Here is a 25,245-nt window from a genome sequence, read left to right as displayed (position 1 = left end):
GAGGCGGATGGTCGGAGGCGAAAGCCGGACGACTGGTACCCTTTCGCCAGATCCAACCGAAGGCAGGAAGCCATGCATACATCAAAGGGACTTAGTCTCGTAGAGTTACTTGTCACACTTTCGATAGTCAGCATTGTTTTACTAATCGCCGTGCCGGGAATGGGCTGGCTGCGCCAGGGTCAGGAACTCGCCAGCTCCCTTTCGATGCTAAGGGGAAGCTTGGCCTATGCACGACAAGAGGCGATTCGAACCGGTAGCAGCGTGTCGATCACACCAAAGCAGAACCGCTGGCGGAATGGATGGCAGGTCTTCCTAGACACAAACCACGACGGCATCCTGCAAGAGCACGAACGGGTGCTGAGAGATGCACCGCCGGTAGGACCAGCGCTTTCCCTTACCGGCAATACGCCCGTGCAGAGCTACATCCGCTATACCCCGAGCGGCAGAGCCACACTGATCAGCGGCGCCTACCAGATGGGCACACTGGCGCTCTGTCATGGGGACGATGGCAAGGGTTACATGTTGCGCATCAATAACGCGGGTCGGGTATCGGCGGTCGCCGTCAGCGATTGTGAAGCCTTCTAAAGTGTTTTAACCCGCAACTCCTTCGGCATCGAGAACGTCACGTTCTCCGGGCGCCCTTCCAGCTCGTCCGTTCCGTCGGCGCCCCACTCCTTCAATCGCCCGATGACCCCGCGCACCAGCACTTCCGGGGCGGAGGCGCCGGCCGTGATGCCGATGCGCTGGACATTCTCGAACCACTCACGCTTGAGATCCTCGGCACCGTCGATCAGATATGCCGGCGTGTTCATGCGCTGGGCCAGTTCGCGCAGGCGGTTGGAATTGGAGCTGTTGGGACTGCCGACCACCAACACCACATCGCACTCGTCGGCCAGCTGCTTTACCGCATCCTGGCGATTCTGCGTGGCGTAGCAGATGTCATCCTTGCGCGGCCCGCCGATGCTGGGGAACTTGCTACGCAGCGCATCAATGACCCGACTGGTGTCGTCCATCGACAGCGTGGTCTGGGTGACGAACGCCAGTGCCTCGGGATTGCGCACCTGTAGCCGCTCGACGTCCGCCTCATCCTCGACCAGATAGATCGCACCGCCGTTGCGCGCGTCATACTGGCCCATCGTACCTTCGACCTCCGGGTGTCCCTGGTGGCCGATGAGGATGCACTCACGCCCTTCCCGGCTGTACTTGGCCACTTCCAGATGCACCTTCGTCACCAGCGGACAGGTCGCGTCGAAGACCTTCAAACCGCGCTTGTCTGCCTCCTGGCGAACCGCCTGGGAAACGCCGTGGGCGCTGAAGATGACGATGACGTCGTCCGGAACCTGATCCAGCTCTTCGACAAATACCGCGCCGCGCTCTCGCAGGTCTTCCACCACGAACTTGTTATGCACTACCTCGTGGCGCACGTAGATCGGCGGGCCGAACACTTCGAGCGCACGGTTGACGATCTCGATCGCACGGTCGACGCCGGCACAGAAGCCGCGGGGGTTGGCGAGTTTGATTTGCATAGTGGGTCTCGGCGCGCGGAGCTTGAAAACGAAGGAGGAGTAACACTACAGCTCAGCTAATCCTGCAATCACAGTGGCCAGCGGATGCCCGCCAGCCCCGACCAGGTTAGACCGGGCGAACGTCGATGATCTCGACTTCGAAGGTCAGCGTCTTGCCGGCCAGCGGATGGTTGAAATCAACCGTGACCTGGCGCTCGTCGAACGCCTTCACCACGCCCGGCAGTTCGGTGCGTGCGGCGTCCTGAAAACTCACCATCAGGCCCTCGGACAGCTCCATGCCCTCGAACTGGCTGCGCGGCATCACCTGCACGTTCTGTGGGTTGACCTGACCGAAGCCCTGTTCCGGGGCAATCTGCAAGGTGCGCTTGTCACCGGCTTTGAAACCGTAGAGCTGCTGCTCGAAGCCAGGCAGCAAGTTGCCGTCGCCCACCTTGAAGGTGGCAGGCTTCTTATCAAACGTACTGTCGACCAGCTCGCCTGTTTCCAGGCTGAGCGCGAAATGCAGGGTGACTTCCTTGTCCGGCCCGATGCGCTGTTCAGTCATGTGCGGATTCTCCGGTCTTATTGCCCTTGAGCATGTCCAACGCCAGCATCAGGGCGCCTACGGTGATGGCGCTATCGGCGATATTGAAGGCTGGGAAATACCAGCGGTTCTGCCAATGCACCAGGATGAAATCGACCACGTGGCCCAGCACCACGCGATCGTAGAGATTGCCCAGCGCACCGCCCAGCACCAGCGCCAACGCTACTGCTAGCCAGGTCTCGCTGGCCTTCAAGCGCTTCATCCAGACCACCAGCACGACGCTCACGCCAATGGCGATCACGGCGAACAGCCAGCGCTGCCAGCCGTTGTGATCGGCGAGAAAACTGAAGGCCGCTCCGGTGTTGTAGGCCAACGTCCAGGCGAAATAGCCGGGGATGACATCGACCTTCTGGTACAGGCTGAAATTGGCCTCGAACCAGTGCTTCGTGACTTGATCGACCACGATCACCAGCACGCTGAGCCAGAGCCAGGCGAGCTTGCCGAGACGGCTGGTCATTGCCGTGCCTCCGAAAACGCATCACGCATGGTGACGCACCTCGCCAGCACCTTCGATGTTTTCCACGCAGCGACCGCAGATTTCCGGATGCGCCGCATGGCTGCCGACGTCCGGCAGGTGGTGCCAGCAGCGCCCGCACTTGGCATGTTCCGTCTTGCGAACCACCAGTTTGAGGCCGGTCAGCTCGCTGTCCACCGCGGCGGCCGGTGCCTGCGCCAGAGGAGCGACTTCGACTGCGGAGGTGATCAGTACGAAACGCAGCTCGTCGCCCAGCTTGGCCAGCTCGGCCGCCAGCGACTCATCGGCGTACAGCGTGACTTCCGCCTGCAGGTTGCCGCCAATGGTCTTGGCGTTGCGCTGGTTTTCCAGCTCCTTGTTCACCGCTGCCTTGACCGCCATGACCTTGTCCCAGAACGCGCGATCGAGCTCGAAGCCTTCCGGCAACTCGGTCAGCCCCTGATACCAGGTGTTGAGCATCACCGACTCGTTGCGCTGGCCCGGCAGGTATTGCCAGATTTCCTCGGCGGTAAACGCCAGGATCGGCGCGATCCAGCGCACCAGCGCCTCGGCGATGTGGTACAGCGCGGTCTGGCAGGAACGCCGTGGCAGGCTGTCGGCACCGGTGGTGTACTGGCGGTCCTTGATGATGTCGAGGTAGAAACCGCCCAACTCCTGCACACAGAAGTTGTGCACTTTCTGGTAGACGTTCCAGAACTTGTAGGTCTCGTAGGCTTCCTCGATTTCACGCTGCAGCAACAGGGCACGGTCGATGGCCCAGCGATCCAGGGCGATCAGCTGGCCGTTGCCCACCATGTGCTGTGTCGGGTCGAAGCCGTCGAGGTTGGAAAGCAGGAAGCGCGCGGTGTTGCGGATGCGCCGGTAGGCATCAGCGCTGCGCTGCAGGATCTGCGTGGACACCGCCATCTCGCCCGAATAGTCGGTGGCCGAAACCCACAGGCGCAGGATATCGGCGCCCATGCTGTCGGTGATTTCCTGCGGGGCAATGACGTTGCCCAGGGACTTGGACATCTTGCGGCCGTTCTCGTCCACGGTGAAGCCGTGGGTCAGCAGGCCGCGGTATGGCGCGTGACCATCAATGGCGGCGCCAGTCAGCAACGACGAATGGAACCAGCCGCGATGCTGGTCGGAGCCTTCCAGATAGAGATCGGCGCGCGGGCCTTCGTCGTGGCCCATCGGATGCGAACCGCGCATCACGTGCCAGTGAGTGGTGCCGGAGTCGAACCAGACGTCCAGCGTGTCGTTGGTCTTCTCGTACTGCCCGGCCTCGTCGCCGAGCAGCTCGGCCGGATCGAGCTTGAACCAAGCCTCAATGCCCTCGCGCTCGACGCGCTGGGCGACCTGCTCCATCAGTTCGACCGTGCGCGGATGCAGCTCGCCGCTTTCCTTGTGCAGGAAGAACGGGATCGGCACGCCCCAGTTGCGCTGACGCGAGATGCACCAGTCGGGGCGCCCAGCAATCATGCCGTGCAGACGCGCCTGACCCCAGGCCGGGACGAACTGGGTCTGCTCAATGGCATCCAGCGCGCGGCGGCGCAGCGAGCTGCCGTCGTGAGCGACCTTGTCCATGCCAACAAACCACTGCGCGGTGGCGCGGTAGATCAGCGGCGTCTTATGTCGCCAGCAATGCATGTAGCTGTGCTGGATAGCCTCGTGCTTGAGCAGCGCACCGACTTCACGCAGTTTCTCGACGATGGCCGGGTTGGCCTTCCAGATGAACTGGCCGCCGAAGAACGGCAGGTCCGCGACGTATACGCCGTGGCTCTGCACCGGGCTGAGAATGTCGTCGTTCTCCATGCCGTAGTGCTTGCAGGTGCGGAAGTCATCCTCGCCATAGGCCGGCGACGAGTGAACGATGCCGGTGCCCGCGCCGGTTTCCACGTACTCGGCCAGATAGACCGGCGAGAAGCGCTCGTAGAACGGGTGGCGGAAGCGGATCAGCTCCAGCGCGCGACCTTCGCAGCGAGCGACGATCTCGCCGCTCAGGCCATAACGTTGCAGGCAGGACTCCACCAGCTCCTCGGCCAGCACCAACAGCCGTTCGCCGGTGTCGACCAGCGCATAGATGAACTCGGGGTGAACGTTGAGCGCCTGGTTCGCAGGGATGGTCCAGGGCGTGGTGGTCCAGATGACGATGCTGGCCGGCTTGGCTAGATCAGCAACACCGAAGGCGGCCGCGAGCTTGTCGGCATCTTCAACGGCAAAGGCCACGTCGATAGCATCGGATTTCTTGTCCTGGTATTCGACTTCCGCTTCGGCCAGGGCCGAACCGCAATCGAAGCACCAGTTCACCGGCTTCAGTCCCTTGAAGACGAAGCCACCCTCGACCATCTTCGCCAGGGCGCGGATCTCGCCAGCTTCGTTGGCGAAATCCATTGTCTTGTAGGGATTGTCCCAGTCGCCGAGCACGCCGAGACGGATGAAGTCGGCCTTCTGCCCTTCGATCTGCTCGGCGGCGTAGGTGCGGCAGCGCTCGCGGGTCAGGTCCGCCGGCTGGTTCTTGCCGAAGGTGGTCTCGACTTTGTGCTCGATGGGCAGGCCGTGGCAGTCCCAGCCCGGTACATAAGGCGCATCGAAGCCGGCCAGGGTGCGCGACCGGACGATCATGTCCTTGATGACCTTGTTCACCGCGTGGCCGATGTGGATATTGCCGTTCGCGTAGGGCGGGCCATCGTGCAGGACGAATTTCGGGCGACCTTCGCCGATCTGCCGCAGCTTCCGGTACAGGTCGATGCTGTTCCAGCGCTGCAGAATCTCCGGCTCGCGCTGTGGCAGACCGGCCTTCATCGGAAATGCCGTGGACGGCAGATTGAGGGTCGCTTTGTAATCGGTCATTTCAGTCCTGACTCGTGGGTGAGTGAAGCCCGCCAATAAGCGCGGGCGGCGGCGATATCCGCGTCTATCGCCGTCTTGAGTGCCTCCAGCGAGGCGAAACGCTGCTCGTCGCGCAGCTTGCGATGAAAGGTTACGCATACCCGCCGGCCGTACAGGTCACCCTGATAGTCGAGCAGATGCACCTCCAGATGCGGCTTGCCATCGCTCTCGACGGACGGGCGCGTGCCGATGTTGGCAACGCCAGCCAGTTGCCCGCCATCCAGCTCCAGGCTGACCACGAACACCCCGCTCAGCGGCGTGCTGCGGCGCTTGAGCTGGATATTGGCGGTTGGCGCGCCGAGCTGGCGGCCGAGCTTCTGCCCGTGTATCACCCGTCCGCCCAGGCTGAACGGCCGACCCAGTAGCGCCTCGACCGCCTGCAGATCTCCGCCAGCCAATGCCTGACGCACGCGCGTGCTGCTGACCCGCTCGCCATCCACCTCGATGGTGGTCGCCGCCTCGACGGTGAAGCCCTCGGCGGCGCCGGCCTTGCGCAGAAAATCAAAGTCGCCGGCGCGGTCGCAACCGAAGCGGAAGTCGTCCCCCACCTCCAAATGGCGCACCCCCAGCCCCTGCACGAGGGTGGCATGAACGAACTCGGCGGCGCTCAGCTCGCGCAGTCGCCGATTGAAGGCCAGGCACAGCACCCGGTCGACACCTTGCTCGCTCAGCAGGCAGAGTTTTTCGCGCAGACGAGTCAGACGCGCGGGCGCCTTGTCCGGAGCGAAGAATTCACGCGGCTGTGGCTCGAAGATGACCACGCAACTGGGCACGCCCAATTCGGCTGCACGCTCGCGCAGACGCGCCAGGATGGCCTGATGCCCCCGGTGCACGCCGTCGAAGTTGCCGATGGTGGCGACGCAACCCCGATGCCGGGGGCGCAGGTTGTGAAGGCCTCGAACCAGCTGCATACGCACTTCTTGCTTGAAAAGTGGCCGATTATACGCATGTGCGGAGCATCCCGGACAGGTTTGCTCCCTACCGCCCGGTGCGATCAGTGGCGAAAATGCCGCGGTCGCAGACCGAGCATCACCAGGCCGGCAACGAATGCCGCCAACCCGGCACAAATCAGCAGCGTCAGACGCAGCGCCCGCTGCTGCCAGCCCCAGGCGAACCATTCCGACGAGGGCACATTGAGCCACCAGACCACCGCCACCATGGCTGCGCAACCGCCAGCCAGGCGCAGCGCAAACAGCCACCACCCGGCAGCGGGTCGATAGACACCGATCTTGTAGAGCCCCCAGAACAGCAGGAACGCGTTCAGCATCGACGACAGCGAGGTCGCCAGCGCCAGGCCGACGTGCTTGAGCGGCCAGATCAGAATCAGATTCATCACCATGTTCGCGACCATACAGATGATCGCCACGCGCACCGGCGTCTTCAGATCCTGACGAGCGAAGAATCCCGGGGCCAGCACCTTGATCAGCATGAACGCCAGCACGCCAAGCGAGTACGCCTGCAACGCGCGAGCCGACTGGACCACCGCCTCCTCCGTCATCGCCCCGTAAAAGAACAGCCCGGCAATCATCGGCTCGGCAAGGATGCCGAGCGCCAGCGCGGCAGGCACGCCCACCAGCAGGACCATCCGCAGCGCCCAATCGAGCGTGGAGGAAAACGCCTGCGGATCGTCACTGGCATGCTGACGCGACAGACTGGGCAGGATCACCGTACCGATGGCGATGCCGAACGCGCCCAACGGCAACTCGGACAGGCGGTCGGCGTAGTACAACCACGAGACACTGCCAGTCTGCAGGAACGAGGCCAGCACAGTATCCAGCAACAGGTTGATCTGGCTGACCGACACGCCGAACAATGCCGGCACCATCAGCAACATGATCCGCCGCACCCCCTCGTCGCCCGGTTTGAACCTGGGCCTAGGTAGCAATCCCAACTTCGCCACGTAGGGCAACTGGAACGTCAGCTGGGCGAAACCAGCAATGAAGACCCCCCAGGCCAGCGCCATCACCGGCTGATCGAAATACGGCGTCAGGAATACCGCCGAGACGATCATGCAGATATTCAGCAGCACGGGAGTGAAGCCGGGCACAGCGAAATGCCCGTAGCTGTTGAGCACTCCGGACGTGAAGGCGGTGAGCGAAATCAGCAGCAGGTAGGGAAAAGTGATGCGCAGCAGATCGCCGGCCAATTGCATCTTCGCCGGATCGTCATGGAAGCCCGGCGCGAACACCATCACCACATAGGGCGCAAACAGCACGCCCACGGCGGTCAGGCCGGCCAGCACCAGGCCGAGCATGCCAGCCGTGCGATCGACCAGCTGCTTGACCTCCGCCAGGGAGCGCTTGGCGCGATACTCCGACAGCACCGGCACGAACGCCTGAGCGAAAGCTCCTTCGGCGAACAGCCGGCGCAGGAAGTTGGGGATCTTGAAGGCGATGAAGAAGGCATCCGCCGCCGCCCCAGAGCCAAAATAGCTGGCCACGACCATATCGCGTACCATACCCAGCACGCGCGACAGCAGCGTCATGGCACTGACCACCGCGCTGGAGCGCAACAATCCGCCCTTGCCGTTGTTTTCGGACATCAGTCTTTCCTGGAATCGCAGCGGGTTTCGGCATGACGCGTTCGCGCCGGCCGGTTCGTTGGCCAGATACGACACGCAACGAGGCGGCGAGTTTAGCCGCAGCCCACCTGTCCGACCAGCTTCGCGCGCCCGCGACACAGGCTTGACAAGCGCGTGACGCATCGGCATGATTCGCGGCCTTATTTGCTTTGCAATCCCCACGTTTTCGAGGAGTTCGACGGTGGCCAACAGCCCTTCCGCCAAAAAACGCGCAATTCAGGCTGAGAAGCGTCGCAGCCACAACGCCAGCTTGCGCTCCATGGTCCGCACCTACATCAAGAATGTGGTCAAGGCCATCGACGCCAAGGACCTGGACAAGGCCCGCGCAGCCTACACCGCAGCCGTACCGGTCATTGACCGCATGGCCGACAAAGGCATCATTCACAAGAACAAAGCTGCTCGCCACAAGAGCCGCCTGAACGGCCACATCAAGGCCCTCGGCGAAGCTGCCGCAGCCTGATTACGCTGCAAGTTCTTTGAAAAAACCGGCCTTGCGCCGGTTTTTTCATATCTTCACTTTTATCTTTATGCACTGCCAGCGCGGATCAGCGGGCAGTCGACCAAGGCAGCACCGGAATCGCCGTCACTGCATTCTGCGGACTACCCTCGATCACGCGATCGCTATAGACCAGATACACCAGCGTATTGCGCGACTCATCGAAGAAGCGCACCACCTGCATGGTCTTGAACACCAGCGACGTCCGCTCTTTGAAGACCACCTCACCATCCTCGAGCTTCTCGGCAAAGCGAATCGGCCCGACCTGACGACAGGCGATCGAGGCCTCTGCCCGATCCTCGGCCAACCCGAGCCCACCCTTGATCCCGCCGGTTTTTGCGCGCGACAGATAACAGGTCACACCCGCAACCTTGGGGTCATCGAAGGCCTCGACCACGATCTTGTGATTCGGCCCAAGCCATTTGAATACCGTATCGACCGAGCCGATCTCTTCGGCCATTGCCAGCCCCGACAACGCCAATCCCGCCGCCAGCCCCACGAAAGCAGCACGCATAGCCACCTCAGACCAGAATCATGTTGTCGCGATGCACCAGCTCCGGCTCATCGACATAGCCGAGCAACTTTTCGATTTCATCCGATGGGCGCCCGAGGATTCGCTGCGCCTCGGCAACGCTGTAGTTCACCAGACCGCGCGCGACCTCTTCGCCCTGCGGACCGACACAGACCACCATCTCACCGCGACGAAAACTGCCCTGCACCGCCCTCACACCGACCGGCAAGAGGCTGCGATTGCCCTGACGCAGCGCATACACGGCGCCCTCATCCAGCGTCAGGGTACCGCGCGTTTGCAGATGCCCCGCCAGCCATTGTTTGCGCGCCGCGTGCCGACTGCACTCGGGCGCGAGCAACGTCCCCAGGCGTTCGCCAGCCTTGAGCCGTGCAAGCACCTGCTCGATGCGCCCGCCGACAATCACCGTATGCGCACCGGAGCGCGCCGCCAGTCGCGCCGCGCGCAACTTGGTCTGCATACCGCCACGCCCCAGCGCACCCCCGGCGCCACCGGCAACGGCATCCAGCGCCGGATCGTCGGCACGCGCCTCACTGATGAGGTTGGCATCAGGATTGGTCCGCGGATCAGCATCGAACATGCCGTCACGATCGGTAAGAATGACCAGTAAATCAGCCTCGACCAGATTGGCCACCAAGGCAGCAAGCGTGTCGTTGTCGCCAAAGCGGATTTCGTCGGTGACGACGGTGTCGTTCTCGTTGATCACCGGCACCACACCGAGATCAATCAGCGTGCGCAGCGTACTGCGCGCGTTGAGGTAGCGCTTGCGATCAGAAAGGTCGTCGTGGGTTACCAGGATCTGCGCCGTCTGCTGATTGCAACGCGCAAAACTCGACTCCCACGCACGGATCAATCCCATTTGCCCGACTGCCGCAGCCGCCTGCAACTCATGCACAGCCTTCGGCCGCGCCGCCCAGCCCAGACGACTCATGCCGGCAGCCACCGCACCCGACGACACTAGCACCAGCTCGACACCGGCAGCACGCAAGGCCACCATTTGGTCCACCCAAACCGCCATTGCTGCCTGATCGAGACCACGCCCATCGGCGGTCAGCAGCGCACTGCCGATTTTCACCACCCAGCGCCGCGCACCGCTCACCTTGTCCCGCATCGTTCCCGCCTTGTCATTCGGCCAAAACCTTTCCGGGGCGGCCACGCATGAGCACGCCTTCCCGACCTCTCACCCGAATCTGCTTGCCGTGCGCTCAAACTCAGCGCACGTAGAAGATCTCGGCACCACCCTCGTCATCATCATCGTCATCGAAGTCGTCATCATCGACCTCGTCAGCTGCCTTGACGCCCGCGCGACGCAGCGCTCGCTGGTCGTCCAGCTCCTGCAGACGTGCACGCGCCTCGTCCTCAATCTGACGATCGAGCTCGGCCAGCGCCTCGGCATATTGCGGGTCCTCGGCAATACGCAGCGTACGCTCATCGAGATAGCGCATGATCGCCTGAGCCAACGCCTCGGTACCGTCGCTTTCCAGCGCCGAGATCACGAACACCGGTCCCTTCCAGTCCAGCCGCTCGACCACCTGACGCATGCGCTCCTCGCGCTCCTCGTCGAGCAGCTGATCAGCCTTGTTCAGCACCAACCAACGATCACGCTGCATCAGCGCCGGACTGAACTTCTCCAGCTCGCGCAGGATGACCTCGGCGGCATCGGCCGGATCACTGCCATCCGGCGGCACCATATCGACCAGATGCAGCAGCAAACGGGTACGCGCCAGGTGCTTGAGGAAGCGAATGCCCAGTCCGGCACCCTCTGCCGCCCCCTCGATCAACCCAGGAATATCGGCGATGACGAAGCTCTTGTAGCGCCCCACGCTGACCACACCGAGATTCGGCACCAGCGTGGTGAACGGGTAGTCGGCAACTTTCGGTTTGGCCGCAGAAACCGAGCGAATAAAGGTGCTCTTTCCGGCGTTCGGCAACCCCAGCAGGCCGACGTCGGCCAGCACCTTCAGCTCCAGCTTGAGATCACGCGCATCCCCCGGCTTGCCCGGCGTGGTCTGCCGCGGCGCACGGTTGGTGCTGGATTTGAAACGGGTATTGCCCAGCCCATGCCAGCCACCCTGCGCCACCAGCAGGCGCTGACCCGCCTTGGTCAGATCACCCATGATTTCCTGGGTCGCAGCATCGATGACCGTGGTGCCCACCGGCACCGGCAGAATCAAATCCTCGCCCTTGGCGCCAGTACAGTCGGTGCTGCCACCCTTCTGCCCGTTCTGCGCATGGAAGCGACGGGTGTAGCGGTAGTCCACCAGAGTGTTGAGATTCTCGTCGGCCTCGAGATAGACCGAGCCACCATCACCGCCATCGCCACCGTTGGGGCCGCCCTTCTCGATGAACTTCTCACGCCGGAAGCTCATCATGCCGTTGCCGCCGTCGCCGGCCTTTACAAAAATCGATACTTCATCGACGAATTTCATGGGAACGCCTCCCGTCACAGGACGGGCTTAGGAAACAGAAACGTAAGGATCTTGCAAAAACGCTGAGGCATACAGCGTTTTGCAAGAGCCTCACAGGATACAGAAACAAAAAAGCCCCGTCGCATGACAGGGCTTTTCCAGCAACGCCGCAGTTAGGCTGCGACGACGCTCACGTAGCGACGGCCAAAAGCGCCCTTCACTTCGAACTTGACCACACCTTCGACCTTGGCGAAGAGGGTGTGATCCTTGCCCATGCCAACGCCATAACCGGCGTGGAACTGGGTGCCACGCTGGCGAACGATGATGTTGCCGGCCTTGATGACCTGGCCACCAAACATCTTCACGCCAAGGCGTTTGCTTTCGGAATCGCGACCGTTGCGGGTACTACCGCCAGCTTTTTTGTGTGCCATGAGTTCAATACTCCTGTAGGGGGATTCAGGCCCGATTAGCCCTGAATACCGGTGATTTTGACCTCAGTGAACCACTGACGGTGGCCCTGACGCTTCATGTGATGCTTACGACGACGGAACTTGATGATAGTGACCTTGTCGTGGCGACCCTGGGCAACCACCTCAGCGGTAACCTTGGCACCGTCGACCACCGGAGCGCCGATCTTCACGTCGTCGCCGTTGCCAACCAGCAGAACGCGATCGAAAGTGACAGCCTCGCCAGTCGGAACTTCGAGTTTTTCAATCTTGAGGAATTCGCCTTCGGCAACCTTGTACTGCTTGCCGCCGGTCACAATAACTGCGTACATCTGTGTATCTCCGTTGATCCTGCTCACCCAGCGCTTTATAGAAGGTATTGGTGGCTGGCATGGCTGCATGGGGCCGGATGAGACGCCCGTGCAATTGCGTAAGGCAGGGAAATGCCCGTGGGGAAAGTTCAGGGTCCGCGATTGTACGCACGTGACAATGGCGGCGCAAGGCCCAGCGGCGCTCGCCTTGACAGTGCCAGAGCCGACTCATAGCATGCCGCGCAATCTGCGAGGAGTCCCTGATGCAACCCCAGTCTTTCTACCAGGTAGTGGCCGACGATTTTGCCGCTGTCGACGGCATCATTCGCAAGCAACTGACCTCGCGCGTTCCGCTGGTGGAAAAGATCGGGGACTATATCACCTCGGCGGGGGGCAAGCGTCTACGCCCCCTGCTGGTGCTACTCAGCGGCAGCGCGCTGGGGCATAAGGGCGATCAGTTGCGTCTGCTGGCGGCAATCATCGAGTTCCTGCACACCTCAACACTGCTGCATGACGACGTAGTCGACATGTCCGGCATGCGCCGTGGCCGCTCGACGGCCAATGCCCTCTGGGGCAATGCGCCGAGCGTACTGGTGGGCGACTTCCTCTATGCCCGCTCGTTCGAAATGATGGTCGAACTCGGCTCGATGCCGGTCATGCGCATCATTTCCCAGGCAACCCGCGTGATCGCCGAAGGCGAAGTGCTGCAACTATCGAAGGTTCGCGACGCCAGCACGACCGAAGCCATCTACATGGAAGTGATTCGCGGCAAGACCGCGATGCTCTTTGAAGCATCCACCCATAGTGCTGCTACTCTGGCGGGCGCGACCGCAGAGCAATGCGAAGCCCTGCGCACCTTCGGCGACCAGCTCGGCATCGCCTTCCAGCTGGTCGATGACCTGCTGGACTACCAGGGCGACGCGGAAACCCTGGGCAAGAACGTCGGCGACGATCTGGCCGAAGGCAAACCCACGCTACCGCTGATTTACACCATGCGCGAAGGCACCGCGGAACAGGCCGAACTGGTTCGTCGCGCAATTCAGAAGGGCGGCGTCGAAGATCTGGAAAGCATCCGCAGCGCGGTCGAAGCCTCGGGTGCACTGGCCTATACCGCACAGCTGGCACGCGACCATGTCGAGCGCGCCATTGGCTGCCTGGAACTCATTCCCGCCAACCACTACCGCGATGCGCTGGTGGAACTGAGCCGTTTCGCCATCGCCCGCACTCACTAAGCGAGCCACCTTCGCGCCAGTCGGCGCTAGCGAAATCCAATCCCTCCTTTTCCAGACCACCCTTCGCACGGTGGTCTTTCTGCGCTTGCACTCCTGCTAATAACAATTATTCTCATTAATACATTCAACTGGAGGTGCCGCATGACTTATCTGATCGATGCCTGGCTGGACCGACCACAACCCTACCTGCGCATACTCGACCGGCAAACGGGAACAGTCTGCGTATCGCTGGAAGGCGAAGCTCTGGAGGAACTGCGCGAGCAGGGAGACCTGGATCTGCACGAGCTGAGCACCAGTGAACCCTGTGTGCTCAAGGAACAGGTACGCAACCTGTTCCTGTACAGCTATGCCCGGGCCTTGCGCCCGTAGCGAAGCGAGGCGGCACGAACTGCCGCCTGCGAATCAGAGCACGTCGAGCAGCTCGACATCGAACACCAGCACGCTGTGCGGCGGGATGCTGCCGACGCCCTGGGCACCGTAGGCCAGTTCGCTGGGCACGTAGAGACGCCATTTGCTGCCGGCATTCATCAGCTGCAGAGCCTCGGTCCAGCCAGCGATCACGCCACCGACCGGAAATTCGGCCGGCTGGCCGCGCTCGTAGGAACTGTCGAACACGCTGCCATCGATCAGGGTGCCATGGTAATGCGTGCGCACGTTGTCTTCGCGAGTCGGACGAGCGCCCTCACCGGTCACGAGCACTTCGTACTGCAGGCCGGACGCCAGCACCGTGACGCCGTCACGCTGGGCATTTTCAGCCAGGAAGGCGCGCCCCTCGGCAGCAGCCGCCTCGGCCTTCTGCTGCGCTTCGGCCTGCATGCGCTCGCGAATGACGGCGAAGCTGGCGTTGAGTTCCTGCGGACTGACCTGGCTGGCAGCTCCGGCGAACGCATCGCGAATACCGGCGATCACCGCATCCAGGCTGACCCCCGGCGGCGGGTTGTCGCGCAGCTGATCGCCCAGCTGGCGGCCGATGCCGTAGCTCACGCGGGTTTCGTCGGTAGAGAGGTTGAGTTCGGTCATGCCGAGGCTCCGAAAGGCGAAAAGGGTCGCTAGCCTAGCACAGCTCGCCGCCCTCTCCGCGCCTGCGACCCAGACGACGTCAGTGCTTGGTGAGCTTGTCCAGGTAGCCCATGACGAACGCCGAAAGCACGAAGGTCAGATGAATGATCACGTACCACATCAGCTTCTCGCTCTCCAGCTGCTGGGCGTCCATGAACATGCGCAGCAGGTGAATCGAAGAAATCGCGACGATGGACGCCGCGACCTTCATCTTCAGCGAGCCGGAGTCCATCTTGCCGAGCCAGTCGAGCTTCTCCTTGCCCTCGGCGATATCCAGCTGGGACACAAAATTCTCATAGCCGGAAATCATCACCATCACCAGCAGACCGCCAACCAGCGCCATGTCGATCAGCGACAGCAGCTTGAGGATCAGTTCGGCCTCACTGAGCGCGAGGATCGCCGGCAGGATGTGAAATATTTCCTGGAAGAACTTGATCGCCAGCGCCAACAGCGCAAACGCCAGACCGAAATAGATAGGCGCCAGCAGCCAGCGCGCCGCATACATGGTGTTTTCAAGAAAGCGTTCCATGGGGCTCTCACAACCAGGGAGGAAATTCGGCTGGCGAGTATACGCAGCACGAAATGACGGACAAGTCGAGGATGTGCCGCGATATTACGCTGTGGATAACAGCCCGAAAGAATCGACACTGTTCAGGCGCTGCCGCTGCGCGAGCATGACCCGCACGGCGTGTCATCTCTCCGGCTGGGACTCCCACCCGCCCAGGAAGCGCGCCTGATTGGCGTTGACCCGGCGCAGCTCGGCTTGCATGTGCAACTGCCAGATGGCCGGATCCTCGGAGGGGCAATAGCCCTGCCCCTGCAGGTTGCTGGCGATCATCTCCAGCACCGACTCGGCCATGCGCGGTCCGCGGAACGGACCCTGCACCTTTATCGCTGTGGGCTGCGAATCGGCCAGACCGGCCGCACAGAGCAGCGTCCACAGACCGTTACCGCCCGCCAGCGGGCGGATCATGCATTCGATACGGGTCACCAGACCCAGGCATTGACGATTCAGGCATAGCGCGTGCGACATGGCGGCGGTCCTCGCAACCTGGCTGCCGCAACGCCGAAGGCCAGCGCTGCCAGGCAGCCTGCTTATCCCCACCGGCTGTGGATAAACCTGTGGATGGACGGTAAATGGAGCCTGCCCGGTAGACCCGCCGCCTGCGCTATCGTTCCGCTTGTTAGGCGAAAAGTGCCATCTATTTGCCTTCTTCCTCCGGCGCCTTCGCGCCAGCCGGGCGAACCTCTTCCGGCTTGTCGTCGTCTTCCAGACCGATGGCAGCGATATCGCGCAGCCGTTCCACCACGCGCGCATTCACGCTGCCGGACGGAAAGCGCCCCTGCTCGTCCGCTGCGCCCACCTGCTCGCCGACCAGCAGCGACAGCGCCTCATCGACCTGACGCACCGCGTAGACGTGGAAGCGCTCGCAGCGAACCGCCTCGAGTACCCGCTCGTCGAGCATCAGCGTAGCGACGTTGGCGAAAGGAATGATCACGCCCTGCTCGCCGGTCAGCCCGCGCGCCTCGCAGAGGCGGAAGAAGCCCTCGATCTTCTCGTTGACCCCGCCAACCGCCTGGACCTCGCCGAACTGGTTGATCGAGCCAGTGATGGCGAAACACTGTTTGAGCGGCGTGCGCGACAGCGCGGAAATCAGCGCGCAGCACTCGCCCAGCGAGGCGCTGTCGCCGTCGACATAACCGTACGACTGCTCCAGCGCGATGCTCGCCGAGATCTCCAGCGGAAACTCCTGCGCATAGCGGCTGCCGAGATAGCCGGTGAGGATCATCACGCCCTTGGAGTGGATCGGCTGGCCGAGGTTAACCTCGCGCTCGATGTCGACGATGCCCGAGCCGCCTGGATAGACGGTGGCGGAAATGCGCGCCGGCATGCCGAACGCCGAATCGCCCACCTCCAGTACCGTCAGCCCGTTGCACTTGCCGATGGCCGCGCCTTCGCTGTCGATCAGGATCACGCCGGCGAGGATGTCATCGAGGATGCGCGCCGACACCCGGCCGGTGCGCGTCGCCTTGGCCTTCAGCGCACGTTCGATGTGGCCGACGTCCGTCACCGCGTCCTTGGCCAGCTGACGGATGAAGTCGGCCTCGCTGACCAGCTGGAACAGATCGCCGATACGCGCCGACAGCCGCCCCTGGTGCTCAGCCAGCCGCGCGCTGTAAGTCGCCAGCCGCGCCACCGCGGCGGCGCTCAGCGGCGCCATGCCCTCCTCCGAGGTGCGGGTCTTGAGCAGTTGGGCGAACTGCTCGAGGCTGTCCTCGGCCAGCGGGATGTCCTCGTCGAAGTCCACCAGCACCCGGAACATCTCCTGGAAGTCCGGGTCCAGGTCCTGCAGCGTGTAGTACAGCTGCCGCGAGCCGATGATGATCACCTTGACGTTGAGCGGAATCACTTCGGGCGTCAGCGTCACCGTGGCCAGACGACCGAGCTCGGCCAGCGGCGACTCCATCTTCAGCTTGCGTGACTGCAGGGCACGCTTGAGCGCCTCCCAGACGAAGGGTTCGCCGAGCAGTTTCTCCGCCTCGAGCATGAGAAAGCCGCCGTTGGCGCGATGCAGCGCACCAGGGCGCAATTGCCGGTAGCTGGTGTAGAGCGCGCCCTGATCGGTGTTGTATTCGATGCGGCCGAACAGGTTGTCGTAGGTCGGATGCGGCTCGAAGACCACCGGCGCACCGGCGTCGAGGCTGTGGCCGACCATCAGACTCGGGCTGTACTGCTCCTCCAGCAGCACCCGGCTCTGCGCTTCCGGGCGATTCTCGTCCACCAACTGCTCGACCACCGTCTTCAGCAGGTTGACCTGCACCGCTTGCAGATAGGCCTCGACCCCGGCGTTCTCCGCATACTTCTGCGACAACGGCGCCAGCAGCGGCTGTAACGCCTGGCTGATGGTTTCGTCATTGAGCAGGCGCAGCTGATTGGTCGACTCGCGCTTCCACTGCGGCAGGCTGGCCAGCTCCTCGTTCAGGCGTACCTCCAGCGCGGAAATATCGTTGTGGTAGCGCTCGCGCTCGGCTTCGGGCAGCAGGGCGAAATCGGCTTCGTCCAGCGCCTTGCCATCCTTCATCGGGGTGAAGGCGATATTGCTGGCATCGCGGTACAGCGCGATCTCCTTCTCCAGTGCGAGCTTTTCGATGATGTCCAGCGCCTTGTCGTAGCGCTGATTGAACGCGCGATCGATGGCGCTCTTCTTCTGCTGAAAGCTCGGGTGCTCGAACACCGCCGGAAAGGTCGCCAGCAGGTTGTCGATCAGCTGGTTGATGTCGGCGATGAAGGCCGCCGCACTGCCCGGCTCCAGCTTGAGCACACGCGGCTCGCGCGGTTCGTCGAAATTGTTGATGTACAGCCAGTCGGCCGGCGTCTGCAGGCGCTTGCCTTCGGCGCGCAGATAGCGGCGCACGAAGGAGAAACGACCGGTGCCCGGCTCGCCCATGACGTAGACGTTATAGCCGGGGCGCGGCATCGCCACGCCGAACTGCAACGCCTCGACCGCCCGTTCCTGGCCAAGCACGCCGAGGAACGGCTCCAGCTCGTCGGTGTTGGTGAAGTTGAACTGGCTGGGGTCGAACGGACGGGTCAGCGCATCGGGTGCCAGGCGCAGCCCGGCCGCGATATTTTCAGACATCAGGAATCCTTGAGGATGGCACGCGGGCCACGATTGATGCCGCCATTCTGGCGTCGCCACCGACACGCCGCAAGGCTGCCGGCTGCAGCGTCGGTGCTTCGGGCCGAGCCGCGTCCGCGATCGCACGAACAGGCGAACCCGAACCACGCTGTCACACGCCGACACACTTGGTCGCAGCCGTATGTCCCCGTCGGTTTGATTCAGGTCAACCGTCCGCGCCGCCGAAAGGGGCTTGCTAGAGCCTTCCCAAACAAGGAGACCTATCGTGATGCGTCCCTCTCACGCCCTGTTGCTTAGCAGCCTACTTTTTTCCGCCTCAGCGCATGCCGACGAGCTGCGCGAGCGCGCCAACGCCGTCTTCAAGCCGATTCCAGCCAAGGTCACCGAAGTTCGCGGCAAGTCCGTCAGCGAGAACCAGGCATTGCTCGGCCACAAGCTGTGGTTCGATCCGCGCCTGTCCAGCAGTCACATCATCAGCTGCAACAGTTGCCACAACCTCAGCATCGGCGGCAGCGACAACGTGCCGACCTCCATCGGTCACGGCTGGCAGAAAGGCCCGCGCAACTCGCCGACCGTGCTCAACGCGGTATTCAATGCCGCGCAGTTCTGGGACGGACGCGCCAAGGACCTGCAGGAACAGGCCAAGGGCCCGGTGCAAGCCAGCGTCGAAATGAACAGCACGCCCGAGCGCGTCGTCGCCACGCTCAAGAGCATCCCGGAGTATGTCGCCGAGTTCGGCAAGGCCTTCCCCAACGACGAAGACCCGGTCAGCTTCGACAACATGGCCTACGCGCTGGAGGCCTTCGAGGTCAGCCTGACCACGCCGAACTCGCCGTTCGACCGCTTCCTCAAGGGCGAGGACAAGGCTCTGGATGATCAGCAGAAGAAAGGCCTCGCGCTGTTCATGGACGTCGGCTGCAGCGCCTGCCACAGCGGCGTCAACCTGGGCGGCCAGAGCTACTTCCCGTTCGGCGTGATCAAGAAGCCGGGCGCGGAGATCCTGCCGACAGGCGACAAGGGCCGCTTCGCCGTGACCAACACCGCCAACGACGAATATGTGTTCCGCGCCGCGCCACTGCGCAACATCGCCCTGACGCCGCCGTACTTCCACAGTGGCGAGGTCTGGGAACTGGAACAGGCGGTGGCGATCATGGGCGACAGCCAGCTCGGCCGCCAGCTCTCCGAAGATGAGGTCGGTGCGATCACCGCCTTCCTCCACAGCCTCACCGGCGAGCAGCCCCAGGTCGCCTATCCGCTGCTGCCGGCAAGCACCGCCAGCACACCGAAGCCCGAGTAAGCGGCTCTGCGATCCCGGTGCAGGCGCATCGGGATTGCCCTGGACGCAACGGCCCCCTCGTCCGGCTGGTTGGACAACCCCGGACACCTCTACTAGCCTCGAGCAAGACATGACCAAAGTGAATGTCGCTCATGGCTCTGAAGCATGCCCGATCCGGTGAAGTGATCCATCTGCTGCGTGCAGACCAGCTTCCCGAACTCAAGTCGCAAGCCCTCGTCAGTACGCCCGAGCTGGAGGTCATGCGTCTGGTGCTCAATGCCGGGCATGTCGTTCCCAGCCACGCCGTGGCGGGCTCCATCACCATCCATTGCCTGCAAGGCAGCATCGAGGTCCAGGCCGACGGGCGCCGGCAGACGCTGCACGCCAACGACATGATCTATCTGGCCGGCCAGGCCGAGCATGCCTTACAGGCCATCACCGATACGGTCACGCTGGTGACCATCCTGCGCGTGCCGGCACCGCCCTGATCGCGTCGGCCGCAAGCACCGGACTTCCCCCACCACGTCACTCCACAGAGGAATGCGGCCTTGGAAAGAGCTCTACGGATACTCAGCTTCGTGGTCCTCGCGCTGATGCTGGTTGCCATTCTGTACGCCGGCGGCATCGGTATCACCCACTGGACAGGCATCGGCGTGTGACGGCCGTTGAGGCATCTCAATGAACAAACGACAAACCCGCTCCTTCGCCGTCATCTCCACCGCCATCGCCACGGTGGTCTTCCTCGGCCTCACGGTGGACAGCCACCGGCAGTTTCCCAAGCTGACCAACGCCGAGACCATCACCCCCGAGGTGACTCGCGGCAAGGACGTCTGGCACGCGAAGAACTGCATCAACTGCCACACCCTGTTTGGCGAAGGCGCCTATTACGCGCCAGACCTCACGAAGATTTCCCAGCTGCGCGGCGCGCCCTACCTCACTGCCTTTCTCAAGGACCCAGGCAGGTTCTACGACGAACAGCGCCATCGCCGGCTGATGCCCAACCAGAACCTCAGCGACGAGGAAATCGCCGCGCTGATCGCCTTCTTCGACTGGGTCGCCAACGTCGACAACCAAGGCTGGCCGCCGCGACCGATCCTGGTCACCGGCTCGTCGATTCCCGGCACCGACCTGACGCTGGCGCAGCAGGACGCTTCCGGGCCCGGCAAGGCCGACGCCGCGCTGCCGCCGGGAGCACGCCCGATCGGCGGCGCCGAGGATCCGATCGCCAAGGGTGAGGCGCTGTTCCGCACCGCCAGCCCGGCCTGCAATGCCTGCCACTCCATCGCGCCGGGCGTGAACCTGGCCGGGCCGACGCTGGCGGGCCTCGCCTCGCGAGCCGAACAGACGATGGCCTCGGCGGACTACAAAGGCAGCGCCGACAGCATCGAGGCGTACATCCGCGAGTCCATCGTCTCCCCCAGCACCTATCTGCATCCGGGCGACATGTATTCGGCGGGCGGCACCTCGTTCATGCCGAATACCTACGCCCAGTCGCTCACCGACGAGCAGCTCGACCAACTGGTCGCGTACCTCGCGACATTCAAATAACAGCGGCAGCTGCCGCGGGACGACACTTGTAGAGGTCAGGCTATGCGCTACAAATCACAGTCCGTCGCTTATTGGTATTTCGCCGTCGCAATGGTGCTGTTCGGCCTGCAACTGGTATTCGGCCTGCTCTCGGCAGCGAAATACCTGGGCCCCGATCCGCTGCTGAACCTGCTGCCCTTCGACGTCACCAAGGTGATTCACACCAACCTGCTGATCGTCTGGGTGCTCACCGGCTTCATGGGCGCCACCTACTGGATGGTCCCGGACGAATCGCGCAGCGAGCTGCACAGCACCAAGCTGGCCTACATCCAGCTCGGCCTGTGGGTGGTGATGGGCGTCAGCGCCATCATCGGCTACCTGTTCCGCTTCGGCACCGGCAACAAGCTGCTGGAGCAGCCACTGCCGCACAAGATCGTCATCGTCATCTGCATGCTGATCTTCCTCTACAACATCGGCATGACGATCAAGAAGTCCGGCCGCTTCACCACTACCGAGGGCGTGCTGTTGCTCGGTCTGGCCAGCGCCGCGGTGCTCTACCTGCCGGCCCTGCTGCATTACGAGAACTACACGGTGTCGATCTACTACCGCTGGTGGACCATTCACCTGTGGGTCGAAGGGGTGTGGGAGATGATCCAGGGCGGCTTCCTCGCCTACCTGCTGATCCGCCTGTCCGGCGCCGATCGCGAGGTGATGGAGAAGTGGCTGTACGTGATTGTCGGCCTGGTGTTCATCGCCGGCATACTCGGCACCGCGCACCACTATTACTGGGTCGGCGTACCCGGTTACTGGCTGCCGCTCGGCGGCTTCTTCAGCGCGCTGGAGCCGCTGGCGCTGATCGGCATGGCGATGTACGCCTACTACGCCATGCGCCGCTCGGGCCTGGCGCATCCGAACAAGCTGGCGCTGCACTGGACCCTCGGCAGCGCGGTGTTCACCCTGTTCGGCGCAGGCCTGCTGGGTTTTGCCCACACCTTCCCCAGCGTCAACAAGTGGACCCACGGCACGCTGATCACCGCCATGCACGGCCATGCCGCGTTCTACGGCGCCTACGCGATGATCGTGATGGCGATGATCGTCTATGCCCTGCCGTCGCTGACCCGCGGCCGCGAAGAGGAAGGCGGCACCATCGGCTACTGGGCGTTCTGGCTGCAGCTGGCCGGCATGTTCGGCATGACCCTGTCGTTCGCTACCGCCGGCATCGGTCAGGTCTATCTGGAGCGCATCCTCGGCATGGGCTACCTGGACACACAGCTGAAGATCCAGATCCACTTCCTCATGCTGGTGGCCACCGCCTCGATCTTCGCCACCGGCGTCGGGCTGTTCATCTATGACTTCTTCCGCCACCCGCGACGGATCGAGGTCGAGACGGACGAGGTGCAGCCGACCAGCGCTCCGGCCCGGCACGTACTGTGACCGACATGAATGTCTCGCCCATGCCGCGCGGCGAACGCCTGCCGTTTGCGGCTGCCGAGCCCTGGTACCAGCCGCATGCCGACGAGGTGCAGGTCTTCGAGCAGTGCCACGCGCGCCAGCTGGCGGTGATGCTCAAAGGGCCGACCGGCTGTGGCAAGACACGCTTCGTCGAGCACATGGCCTGGCGCCTGGGCCGGCCGCTGGTTACCGTGTCCTGTCACGACGACATGACCGCCAGCGACCTGCTCGGGCGCTTCCTCATCGGCGCCGATGGCACACGCTGGATCGACGGCCCGCTGACCCGTGCGGTGCGCGAGGGCGCCATCTGTTACCTCGACGAAGTGGTCGAAGCGCGCCAGGACACCATCGTCGTGCTGCATCCGCTGACCGACTACCGGCGCATCCTGCCGCTGGACAAGACCGGCGAAACCCTCGAGGCGGCGCCGGGCTTCCAGCTGGTGGTGTCCTACAACCCGGGCTACCAGCGCATGCTCAAGGACCTCAAGCCCAGTACCCGCCAGCGCTTCGTCGCGCTGGAGTTCGACTTCCCCGATGCCGAGCGCGAGGCCGCCATCGTCGAGCGCGAAGGCGCTATCGATGCGCCCACCGCGCGCGCACTGGTCAGCCTCGCCGGGCGCCTGCGCGCGTTGCAGGATCGCGGATTGGCGGAGCTGCCCAGCACCCGCCTGCTGATCGCCACGGCGCGCCTGATCGGCAGCGGCGTCGCGTTGCGCAGCGCCTGCAACGTCGCGCTGATCGCCCCGCTGTCGGACGACCCCGCGCTGGTCGGCGCCATGCGCGAGCTGGTCGACCTGACCTTCGTCTGATGGCCGAAGCCGAAGACGTCGTCACCGACGTTGCCCGCCATGCCACCGTTTACGTTCAGGCGCTCTGGCGCCGGCGGCGCGAAGCCGCAGCACCGACACTGCCGACCCTGACGGACGTCGCCGACCACCTCGACCTGCTGCTGCATGCCAGCCTCGGGCAACGCTTCACGCTGCGCGCGGCGCAGCCGCCGGCGCCACCTACGTTGCTGGAGAAACTGTTCCGCCGCGTCGAGGCACCCTATCCGCAGCACGCCGTGCCGGCCACCGATGGCCGCACGATCTGGCTGCCGGCACGCCTGGATGCGGTCGATCCGGCCGGCGCCCGCACGCTGTATCGCACCCTCGCCCTGCAACAGGCGATGCGCGCGCGGCGGGGTGCGGCGGCGCTTGTGCAATGCATCGACTCACCGTTGCAGCGCAGCCTGTTCCTGCTGCTCGAAGCCTGGGCGGCGGATACGCAACTGATCGCGCAGCTACCGGGCCTGCACGCCGCCATACAGCAGCAGCGCAGCCAGATGCTGGCCGTGCGTCCACCGCTGGCCCGCTTCAGTGCCGCGCGCCAGCCGCTGGAAGCGTTCCTGCGCCGATTGCTGCAGTCGCGCAGCGACGCTGCGCCCGACGAACTGCCGGCGACTTTCGACGGCCATCAGGCGTTGCAGCTGGCGGCACGGCTGGCGGCCCGTCTCTATCCACACGGCGAACCGGCTGGCGCCACGCTGCTGCCCGACCTGTGGACCGGCGAGCTGCGCGCACCGTCCCGGCTGGATCCGCTCGATGCGACGACGACCGCACCGGACCCCGCCGCCGCACCACCGCGCAGCGCTCGCCTGCCGCGTCGGCCGCAGGTGCGCGAGGCGGCCGATGACGAGGACGACGACACCCAGCCGGGCGTCTGGATGGTGCAGCCTTCGCCTCCGCTGGAACATGCCGAGGACCCGCTCGGCATGCAGCGCCCCAGTGATCGCGACGAGGCAACCGCGGCCGAGGACTTCGCCGACTCGCTCAGCGAGCTCAACGAGGCGCGACTGGTGGTCAGCCCCGGGAGCCCGAAGGAAGTCCTGCTGTCCGACGATCCACCCGAGCCGCGCGCGCGCTTCAGCCGCAACACGCCGAACGCCACCGCCGCCCTGCGCTACCCGGAGTGGGACTACCGCAGCCGAAGTTACCGCCATCCGGGCGCGCAGGTGCTGTTGTTGCCGGCAGAGCCCGGACCACAGCAGTGGATCGAACAGACGCTCGAACGCCATCGCAGCATGCTGGCGACCATCCGCCGGCAGTTCGAGCAGCTCAGCGCACGGCGTCTGCGTCTGCGCCGCCAGCTGGATGGCGACGAGGTGGATCTGGACGCCTACCTCGACGGCCTCGCCGAGGCCCGCGCCGGCCTGAGCATGCCGCAGGCGCTGTACCAGACGCAGCGACTGCAGCAGCATGACCTGGCGATCATGCTGCTGGTCGATGCCAGCGGCTCCACCGACGGCTGGCTGAGCAATCACCGCCGGGTCATCGACGTCGAGCGCGAGGCGTTGCTGCTGGTGTGCCTGGCGCTCGACGGGCTGGGCGAGCCCTACAGCGTGCAGAGCTTCTCCGGTCAGGGACCGAACGCAGTGACGGTGCGCAGCCTCAAGGCCTTCGGCGAGCGCTACGGCGAAAGCGTCGGCCGGCGCATTGCCGGGCTGGAACCGGAGCACTACACCCGCGCCGGCACCGCCATCCGCCACGCCAGCAGCCTGCTGATGCAGCAGCCGGCGACGCACCGGCTGCTGTTGCTGCTCTCCGATGGCAAGCCCAACGACGTTGACGAATACGAAGGCCGCTATGGCGTCGAGGACCTGCGCCAGTCGATCACCGAGGCACGGTTGCAGGGCATCCGGCCGTTCTGCCTGACCATCGACCGTCAGGCCGCCAGCTACCTCCCGGCCGTGTTCGGCGTGCACCAGTACGCCCTGCTGCCCAAGCCAGAGCTGCTGCCACGCGTGCTGCTGGACTGGCTCAGGCGACTGATCGCCGCCTGAGCGGCGCC

General features: G+C 63.9%; 25 protein-coding genes. 10 read left to right on the top strand and 15 right to left on the bottom strand.

Annotation, left to right across the window (positions count from 1 at the left end):
- Nucleotides 1-72: 72 nt before the first annotated feature.
- Nucleotides 73-585 (top strand): GspH/FimT family pseudopilin, encoded by a 513-nt coding sequence (locus tag U8L64_RS03335; protein WP_333393991.1) that lies wholly within the window; start codon nucleotides 73-75, stop codon nucleotides 583-585.
- Here the strand turns inward: U8L64_RS03335 and ispH are convergent.
- From ispH to murJ, 6 genes are all read right to left on the bottom strand, one after another.
- Nucleotides 582-1,526 carry a 4-hydroxy-3-methylbut-2-enyl diphosphate reductase gene (gene ispH / locus U8L64_RS03330; protein WP_333393988.1) on the bottom strand — a complete coding sequence of 315 codons (945 nt, stop codon included), beginning with the start codon at nucleotides 1,524-1,526 and terminating at the stop codon, nucleotides 582-584. The genes U8L64_RS03335 and ispH overlap by 4 nt on opposite strands.
- Before the next feature lie 106 nt (nucleotides 1,527-1,632).
- On the bottom strand, nucleotides 1,633-2,070 hold the full coding sequence (locus tag U8L64_RS03325) for an FKBP-type peptidyl-prolyl cis-trans isomerase (protein WP_043297990.1): 438 nt from the start codon (nucleotides 2,068-2,070) through the stop codon (nucleotides 1,633-1,635).
- Nucleotides 2,063-2,566 carry a signal peptidase II gene (gene lspA, locus U8L64_RS03320; RefSeq protein ID WP_054093503.1) on the bottom strand — a complete coding sequence of 168 codons (504 nt, stop codon included), beginning with the start codon at nucleotides 2,564-2,566 and terminating at the stop codon, nucleotides 2,063-2,065. The genes U8L64_RS03325 and lspA overlap by 8 nt, the downstream gene beginning before the upstream one ends.
- Nucleotides 2,567-2,587: 21 nt before the next feature.
- Nucleotides 2,588-5,419: an isoleucine--tRNA ligase gene (gene ileS, locus U8L64_RS03315; protein WP_333393982.1), complete on the bottom strand. Its 2,832-nt coding sequence runs from the start codon at nucleotides 5,417-5,419 to the stop codon at nucleotides 2,588-2,590.
- Nucleotides 5,416-6,369: a bifunctional riboflavin kinase/FAD synthetase gene (gene ribF, locus U8L64_RS03310; protein WP_333393980.1), complete on the bottom strand. Its 954-nt coding sequence runs from the start codon at nucleotides 6,367-6,369 to the stop codon at nucleotides 5,416-5,418. The genes ileS and ribF overlap by 4 nt, the downstream gene beginning before the upstream one ends.
- 83 nt (nucleotides 6,370-6,452) lie before the next feature.
- Nucleotides 6,453-8,000, bottom strand: a complete 1,548-nt coding sequence (murJ, locus tag U8L64_RS03305; RefSeq protein WP_333394098.1) for a murein biosynthesis integral membrane protein MurJ — start codon at nucleotides 7,998-8,000, stop codon at nucleotides 6,453-6,455.
- 220 nt (nucleotides 8,001-8,220) lie between these two features.
- On the opposite strand from murJ, the gene rpsT reads away from it, so the two are divergent.
- Nucleotides 8,221-8,499 carry a 30S ribosomal protein S20 gene (rpsT, locus tag U8L64_RS03300; RefSeq protein WP_003288018.1) on the top strand — a complete coding sequence of 93 codons (279 nt, stop codon included), beginning with the start codon at nucleotides 8,221-8,223 and terminating at the stop codon, nucleotides 8,497-8,499.
- 85 nt (nucleotides 8,500-8,584) lie between these two features.
- Here rpsT and U8L64_RS03295 read toward each other — a convergent pair whose 3' ends face one another.
- The 5 genes from U8L64_RS03295 to rplU all read right to left on the bottom strand — a co-directional run bounded on the left by U8L64_RS03295 (nucleotide 8,585) and on the right by rplU (nucleotide 12,250).
- The gene (locus tag U8L64_RS03295) at nucleotides 8,585-9,049 is read right to left on the bottom strand and encodes a CreA family protein (RefSeq protein ID WP_054093499.1); all 465 of its coding nucleotides are present in this window, start codon (nucleotides 9,047-9,049) and stop codon (nucleotides 8,585-8,587) included.
- Nucleotides 9,050-9,056: 7 nt separating this feature from the next.
- Complete coding sequence (gene proB / locus U8L64_RS03290; protein WP_333394096.1) at nucleotides 9,057-10,175, bottom strand: glutamate 5-kinase; 1,119 nt, start codon at nucleotides 10,173-10,175, stop codon at nucleotides 9,057-9,059.
- Between the two features lie 100 nt (nucleotides 10,176-10,275).
- Nucleotides 10,276-11,493 carry an Obg family GTPase CgtA gene (cgtA, locus tag U8L64_RS03285; RefSeq protein ID WP_054093497.1) on the bottom strand — a complete coding sequence of 406 codons (1,218 nt, stop codon included), beginning with the start codon at nucleotides 11,491-11,493 and terminating at the stop codon, nucleotides 10,276-10,278.
- Nucleotides 11,494-11,645: 152 nt separating this feature from the next.
- A complete protein-coding gene (rpmA, locus tag U8L64_RS03280) occupies nucleotides 11,646-11,903 on the bottom strand; it encodes a 50S ribosomal protein L27 (protein ID WP_008567431.1) in 258 nt (85 codons plus the stop codon).
- Between the two features lie 35 nt (nucleotides 11,904-11,938).
- Nucleotides 11,939-12,250, bottom strand: coding sequence for a 50S ribosomal protein L21 (rplU, locus tag U8L64_RS03275; RefSeq protein WP_043297998.1), 312 nt, complete (start codon nucleotides 12,248-12,250; stop codon nucleotides 11,939-11,941).
- A 242-nt stretch (nucleotides 12,251-12,492) separates the two neighbouring features.
- Here rplU and U8L64_RS03270 point away from each other — a divergent pair, with 242 nt between their 5' ends.
- The gene (locus U8L64_RS03270) at nucleotides 12,493-13,461 is read left to right on the top strand and encodes a polyprenyl synthetase family protein (RefSeq protein ID WP_333393963.1); all 969 of its coding nucleotides are present in this window, start codon (nucleotides 12,493-12,495) and stop codon (nucleotides 13,459-13,461) included.
- 141 nt (nucleotides 13,462-13,602) lie between these two features.
- Entirely contained in the window at nucleotides 13,603-13,830 is a 228-nt protein-coding gene (locus U8L64_RS03265) for a PA4570 family protein (RefSeq protein WP_138301043.1), read from the top strand.
- 33 nt (nucleotides 13,831-13,863) lie between these two features.
- On the opposite strand, the gene U8L64_RS03260 is transcribed toward U8L64_RS03265, so the two are convergent.
- From U8L64_RS03260 to U8L64_RS03245, 4 genes are all read right to left on the bottom strand, one after another.
- Nucleotides 13,864-14,481 carry an FKBP-type peptidyl-prolyl cis-trans isomerase gene (locus tag U8L64_RS03260; RefSeq protein WP_043298001.1) on the bottom strand — a complete coding sequence of 206 codons (618 nt, stop codon included), beginning with the start codon at nucleotides 14,479-14,481 and terminating at the stop codon, nucleotides 13,864-13,866.
- A 79-nt stretch (nucleotides 14,482-14,560) separates the two neighbouring features.
- Complete coding sequence (locus U8L64_RS03255) at nucleotides 14,561-15,049, bottom strand: TIGR00645 family protein (protein WP_008567437.1); 489 nt, start codon at nucleotides 15,047-15,049, stop codon at nucleotides 14,561-14,563.
- Between the two features lie 162 nt (nucleotides 15,050-15,211).
- Complete coding sequence (locus tag U8L64_RS03250) at nucleotides 15,212-15,553, bottom strand: PA4575 family protein (protein WP_043298002.1); 342 nt, start codon at nucleotides 15,551-15,553, stop codon at nucleotides 15,212-15,214.
- A gap of 169 nt (nucleotides 15,554-15,722) precedes the next feature.
- Nucleotides 15,723-18,161, bottom strand: a complete 2,439-nt coding sequence (locus U8L64_RS03245; protein ID WP_167135961.1) for a Lon protease family protein — start codon at nucleotides 18,159-18,161, stop codon at nucleotides 15,723-15,725.
- A 268-nt stretch (nucleotides 18,162-18,429) separates the two neighbouring features.
- Here U8L64_RS03245 and U8L64_RS03240 point away from each other — a divergent pair, with 268 nt between their 5' ends.
- From U8L64_RS03240 to U8L64_RS03215, 6 genes are all read left to right on the top strand, one after another.
- Nucleotides 18,430-19,458, top strand: coding sequence for a cytochrome-c peroxidase (locus tag U8L64_RS03240; protein ID WP_077682604.1), 1,029 nt, complete (start codon nucleotides 18,430-18,432; stop codon nucleotides 19,456-19,458).
- Nucleotides 19,459-19,589: 131 nt separating this feature from the next.
- Nucleotides 19,590-19,925 (top strand): cupin domain-containing protein, encoded by a 336-nt coding sequence (locus U8L64_RS03235; RefSeq protein ID WP_223249989.1) that lies wholly within the window; start codon nucleotides 19,590-19,592, stop codon nucleotides 19,923-19,925.
- 190 nt (nucleotides 19,926-20,115) lie between these two features.
- On the top strand, nucleotides 20,116-20,985 hold the full coding sequence (locus tag U8L64_RS03230) for a c-type cytochrome (protein ID WP_043298006.1): 870 nt from the start codon (nucleotides 20,116-20,118) through the stop codon (nucleotides 20,983-20,985).
- 42 nt (nucleotides 20,986-21,027) lie between these two features.
- Nucleotides 21,028-22,398: a cbb3-type cytochrome c oxidase subunit I gene (locus U8L64_RS03225; protein ID WP_333393947.1), complete on the top strand. Its 1,371-nt coding sequence runs from the start codon at nucleotides 21,028-21,030 to the stop codon at nucleotides 22,396-22,398.
- 5 nt (nucleotides 22,399-22,403) lie between these two features.
- A complete protein-coding gene (locus U8L64_RS03220) occupies nucleotides 22,404-23,225 on the top strand; it encodes a CbbQ/NirQ/NorQ/GpvN family protein (protein ID WP_242683874.1) in 822 nt (273 codons plus the stop codon).
- Nucleotides 23,225-25,237, top strand: coding sequence for a nitric oxide reductase activation protein NorD (locus U8L64_RS03215; protein WP_333393941.1), 2,013 nt, complete (start codon nucleotides 23,225-23,227; stop codon nucleotides 25,235-25,237). The genes U8L64_RS03220 and U8L64_RS03215 overlap by 1 nt, the downstream gene beginning before the upstream one ends.
- Nucleotides 25,238-25,245: the final 8 nt, after the last annotated feature.

The organism is Pseudomonas sp. FIP_A4 (assembly GCF_036701605.1).
GTDB classification, from domain to species: domain Bacteria; phylum Pseudomonadota; class Gammaproteobacteria; order Pseudomonadales; family Pseudomonadaceae; genus Stutzerimonas; species Stutzerimonas phenolilytica.
The sequence above is the reverse complement of the archived record's forward strand: the minus strand, read 5'-3'. Positions and strand labels throughout refer to the sequence as shown.

Excerpts from the sequence above, each read along its gene's own strand:
- U8L64_RS03335 (WP_333393991.1), top strand. The coding sequence starts at position 73 with ATGCATACATCAAAGGGACTTAGTCTCGTAGAGTTACTTGTCACACTT.
- ispH (WP_333393988.1), bottom strand. The coding sequence starts at position 1,526 with ATGCAAATCAAACTCGCCAACCCCCGCGGCTTCTGTGCCGGCGTCGAC.
- U8L64_RS03325 (WP_043297990.1), bottom strand. The coding sequence starts at position 2,070 with ATGACTGAACAGCGCATCGGGCCGGACAAGGAAGTCACCCTGCATTTC.
- lspA (WP_054093503.1), bottom strand. The coding sequence starts at position 2,566 with ATGACCAGCCGTCTCGGCAAGCTCGCCTGGCTCTGGCTCAGCGTGCTG.
- ileS (WP_333393982.1), bottom strand. The coding sequence starts at position 5,419 with ATGACCGATTACAAAGCGACCCTCAATCTGCCGTCCACGGCATTTCCG.
- ribF (WP_333393980.1), bottom strand. The coding sequence starts at position 6,369 with ATGCAGCTGGTTCGAGGCCTTCACAACCTGCGCCCCCGGCATCGGGGT.
- murJ (WP_333394098.1), bottom strand. The coding sequence starts at position 8,000 with ATGTCCGAAAACAACGGCAAGGGCGGATTGTTGCGCTCCAGCGCGGTG.
- U8L64_RS03295 (WP_054093499.1), bottom strand. The coding sequence starts at position 9,049 with ATGCGTGCTGCTTTCGTGGGGCTGGCGGCGGGATTGGCGTTGTCGGGG.
- proB (WP_333394096.1), bottom strand. The coding sequence starts at position 10,175 with ATGCGGGACAAGGTGAGCGGTGCGCGGCGCTGGGTGGTGAAAATCGGC.
- cgtA (WP_054093497.1), bottom strand. The coding sequence starts at position 11,493 with ATGAAATTCGTCGATGAAGTATCGATTTTTGTAAAGGCCGGCGACGGC.
- rpmA (WP_008567431.1), bottom strand. The coding sequence starts at position 11,903 with ATGGCACACAAAAAAGCTGGCGGTAGTACCCGCAACGGTCGCGATTCC.
- rplU (WP_043297998.1), bottom strand. The coding sequence starts at position 12,250 with ATGTACGCAGTTATTGTGACCGGCGGCAAGCAGTACAAGGTTGCCGAA.
- U8L64_RS03270 (WP_333393963.1), top strand. The coding sequence starts at position 12,493 with ATGCAACCCCAGTCTTTCTACCAGGTAGTGGCCGACGATTTTGCCGCT.
- U8L64_RS03265 (WP_138301043.1), top strand. The coding sequence starts at position 13,603 with ATGACTTATCTGATCGATGCCTGGCTGGACCGACCACAACCCTACCTG.
- U8L64_RS03260 (WP_043298001.1), bottom strand. The coding sequence starts at position 14,481 with ATGACCGAACTCAACCTCTCTACCGACGAAACCCGCGTGAGCTACGGC.
- U8L64_RS03255 (WP_008567437.1), bottom strand. The coding sequence starts at position 15,049 with ATGGAACGCTTTCTTGAAAACACCATGTATGCGGCGCGCTGGCTGCTG.
- U8L64_RS03250 (WP_043298002.1), bottom strand. The coding sequence starts at position 15,553 with ATGTCGCACGCGCTATGCCTGAATCGTCAATGCCTGGGTCTGGTGACC.
- U8L64_RS03245 (WP_167135961.1), bottom strand. The coding sequence starts at position 18,161 with ATGTCTGAAAATATCGCGGCCGGGCTGCGCCTGGCACCCGATGCGCTG.
- U8L64_RS03240 (WP_077682604.1), top strand. The coding sequence starts at position 18,430 with ATGCGTCCCTCTCACGCCCTGTTGCTTAGCAGCCTACTTTTTTCCGCC.
- U8L64_RS03235 (WP_223249989.1), top strand. The coding sequence starts at position 19,590 with ATGGCTCTGAAGCATGCCCGATCCGGTGAAGTGATCCATCTGCTGCGT.
- U8L64_RS03230 (WP_043298006.1), top strand. The coding sequence starts at position 20,116 with ATGAACAAACGACAAACCCGCTCCTTCGCCGTCATCTCCACCGCCATC.
- U8L64_RS03225 (WP_333393947.1), top strand. The coding sequence starts at position 21,028 with ATGCGCTACAAATCACAGTCCGTCGCTTATTGGTATTTCGCCGTCGCA.
- U8L64_RS03220 (WP_242683874.1), top strand. The coding sequence starts at position 22,404 with ATGAATGTCTCGCCCATGCCGCGCGGCGAACGCCTGCCGTTTGCGGCT.
- U8L64_RS03215 (WP_333393941.1), top strand. The coding sequence starts at position 23,225 with ATGGCCGAAGCCGAAGACGTCGTCACCGACGTTGCCCGCCATGCCACC.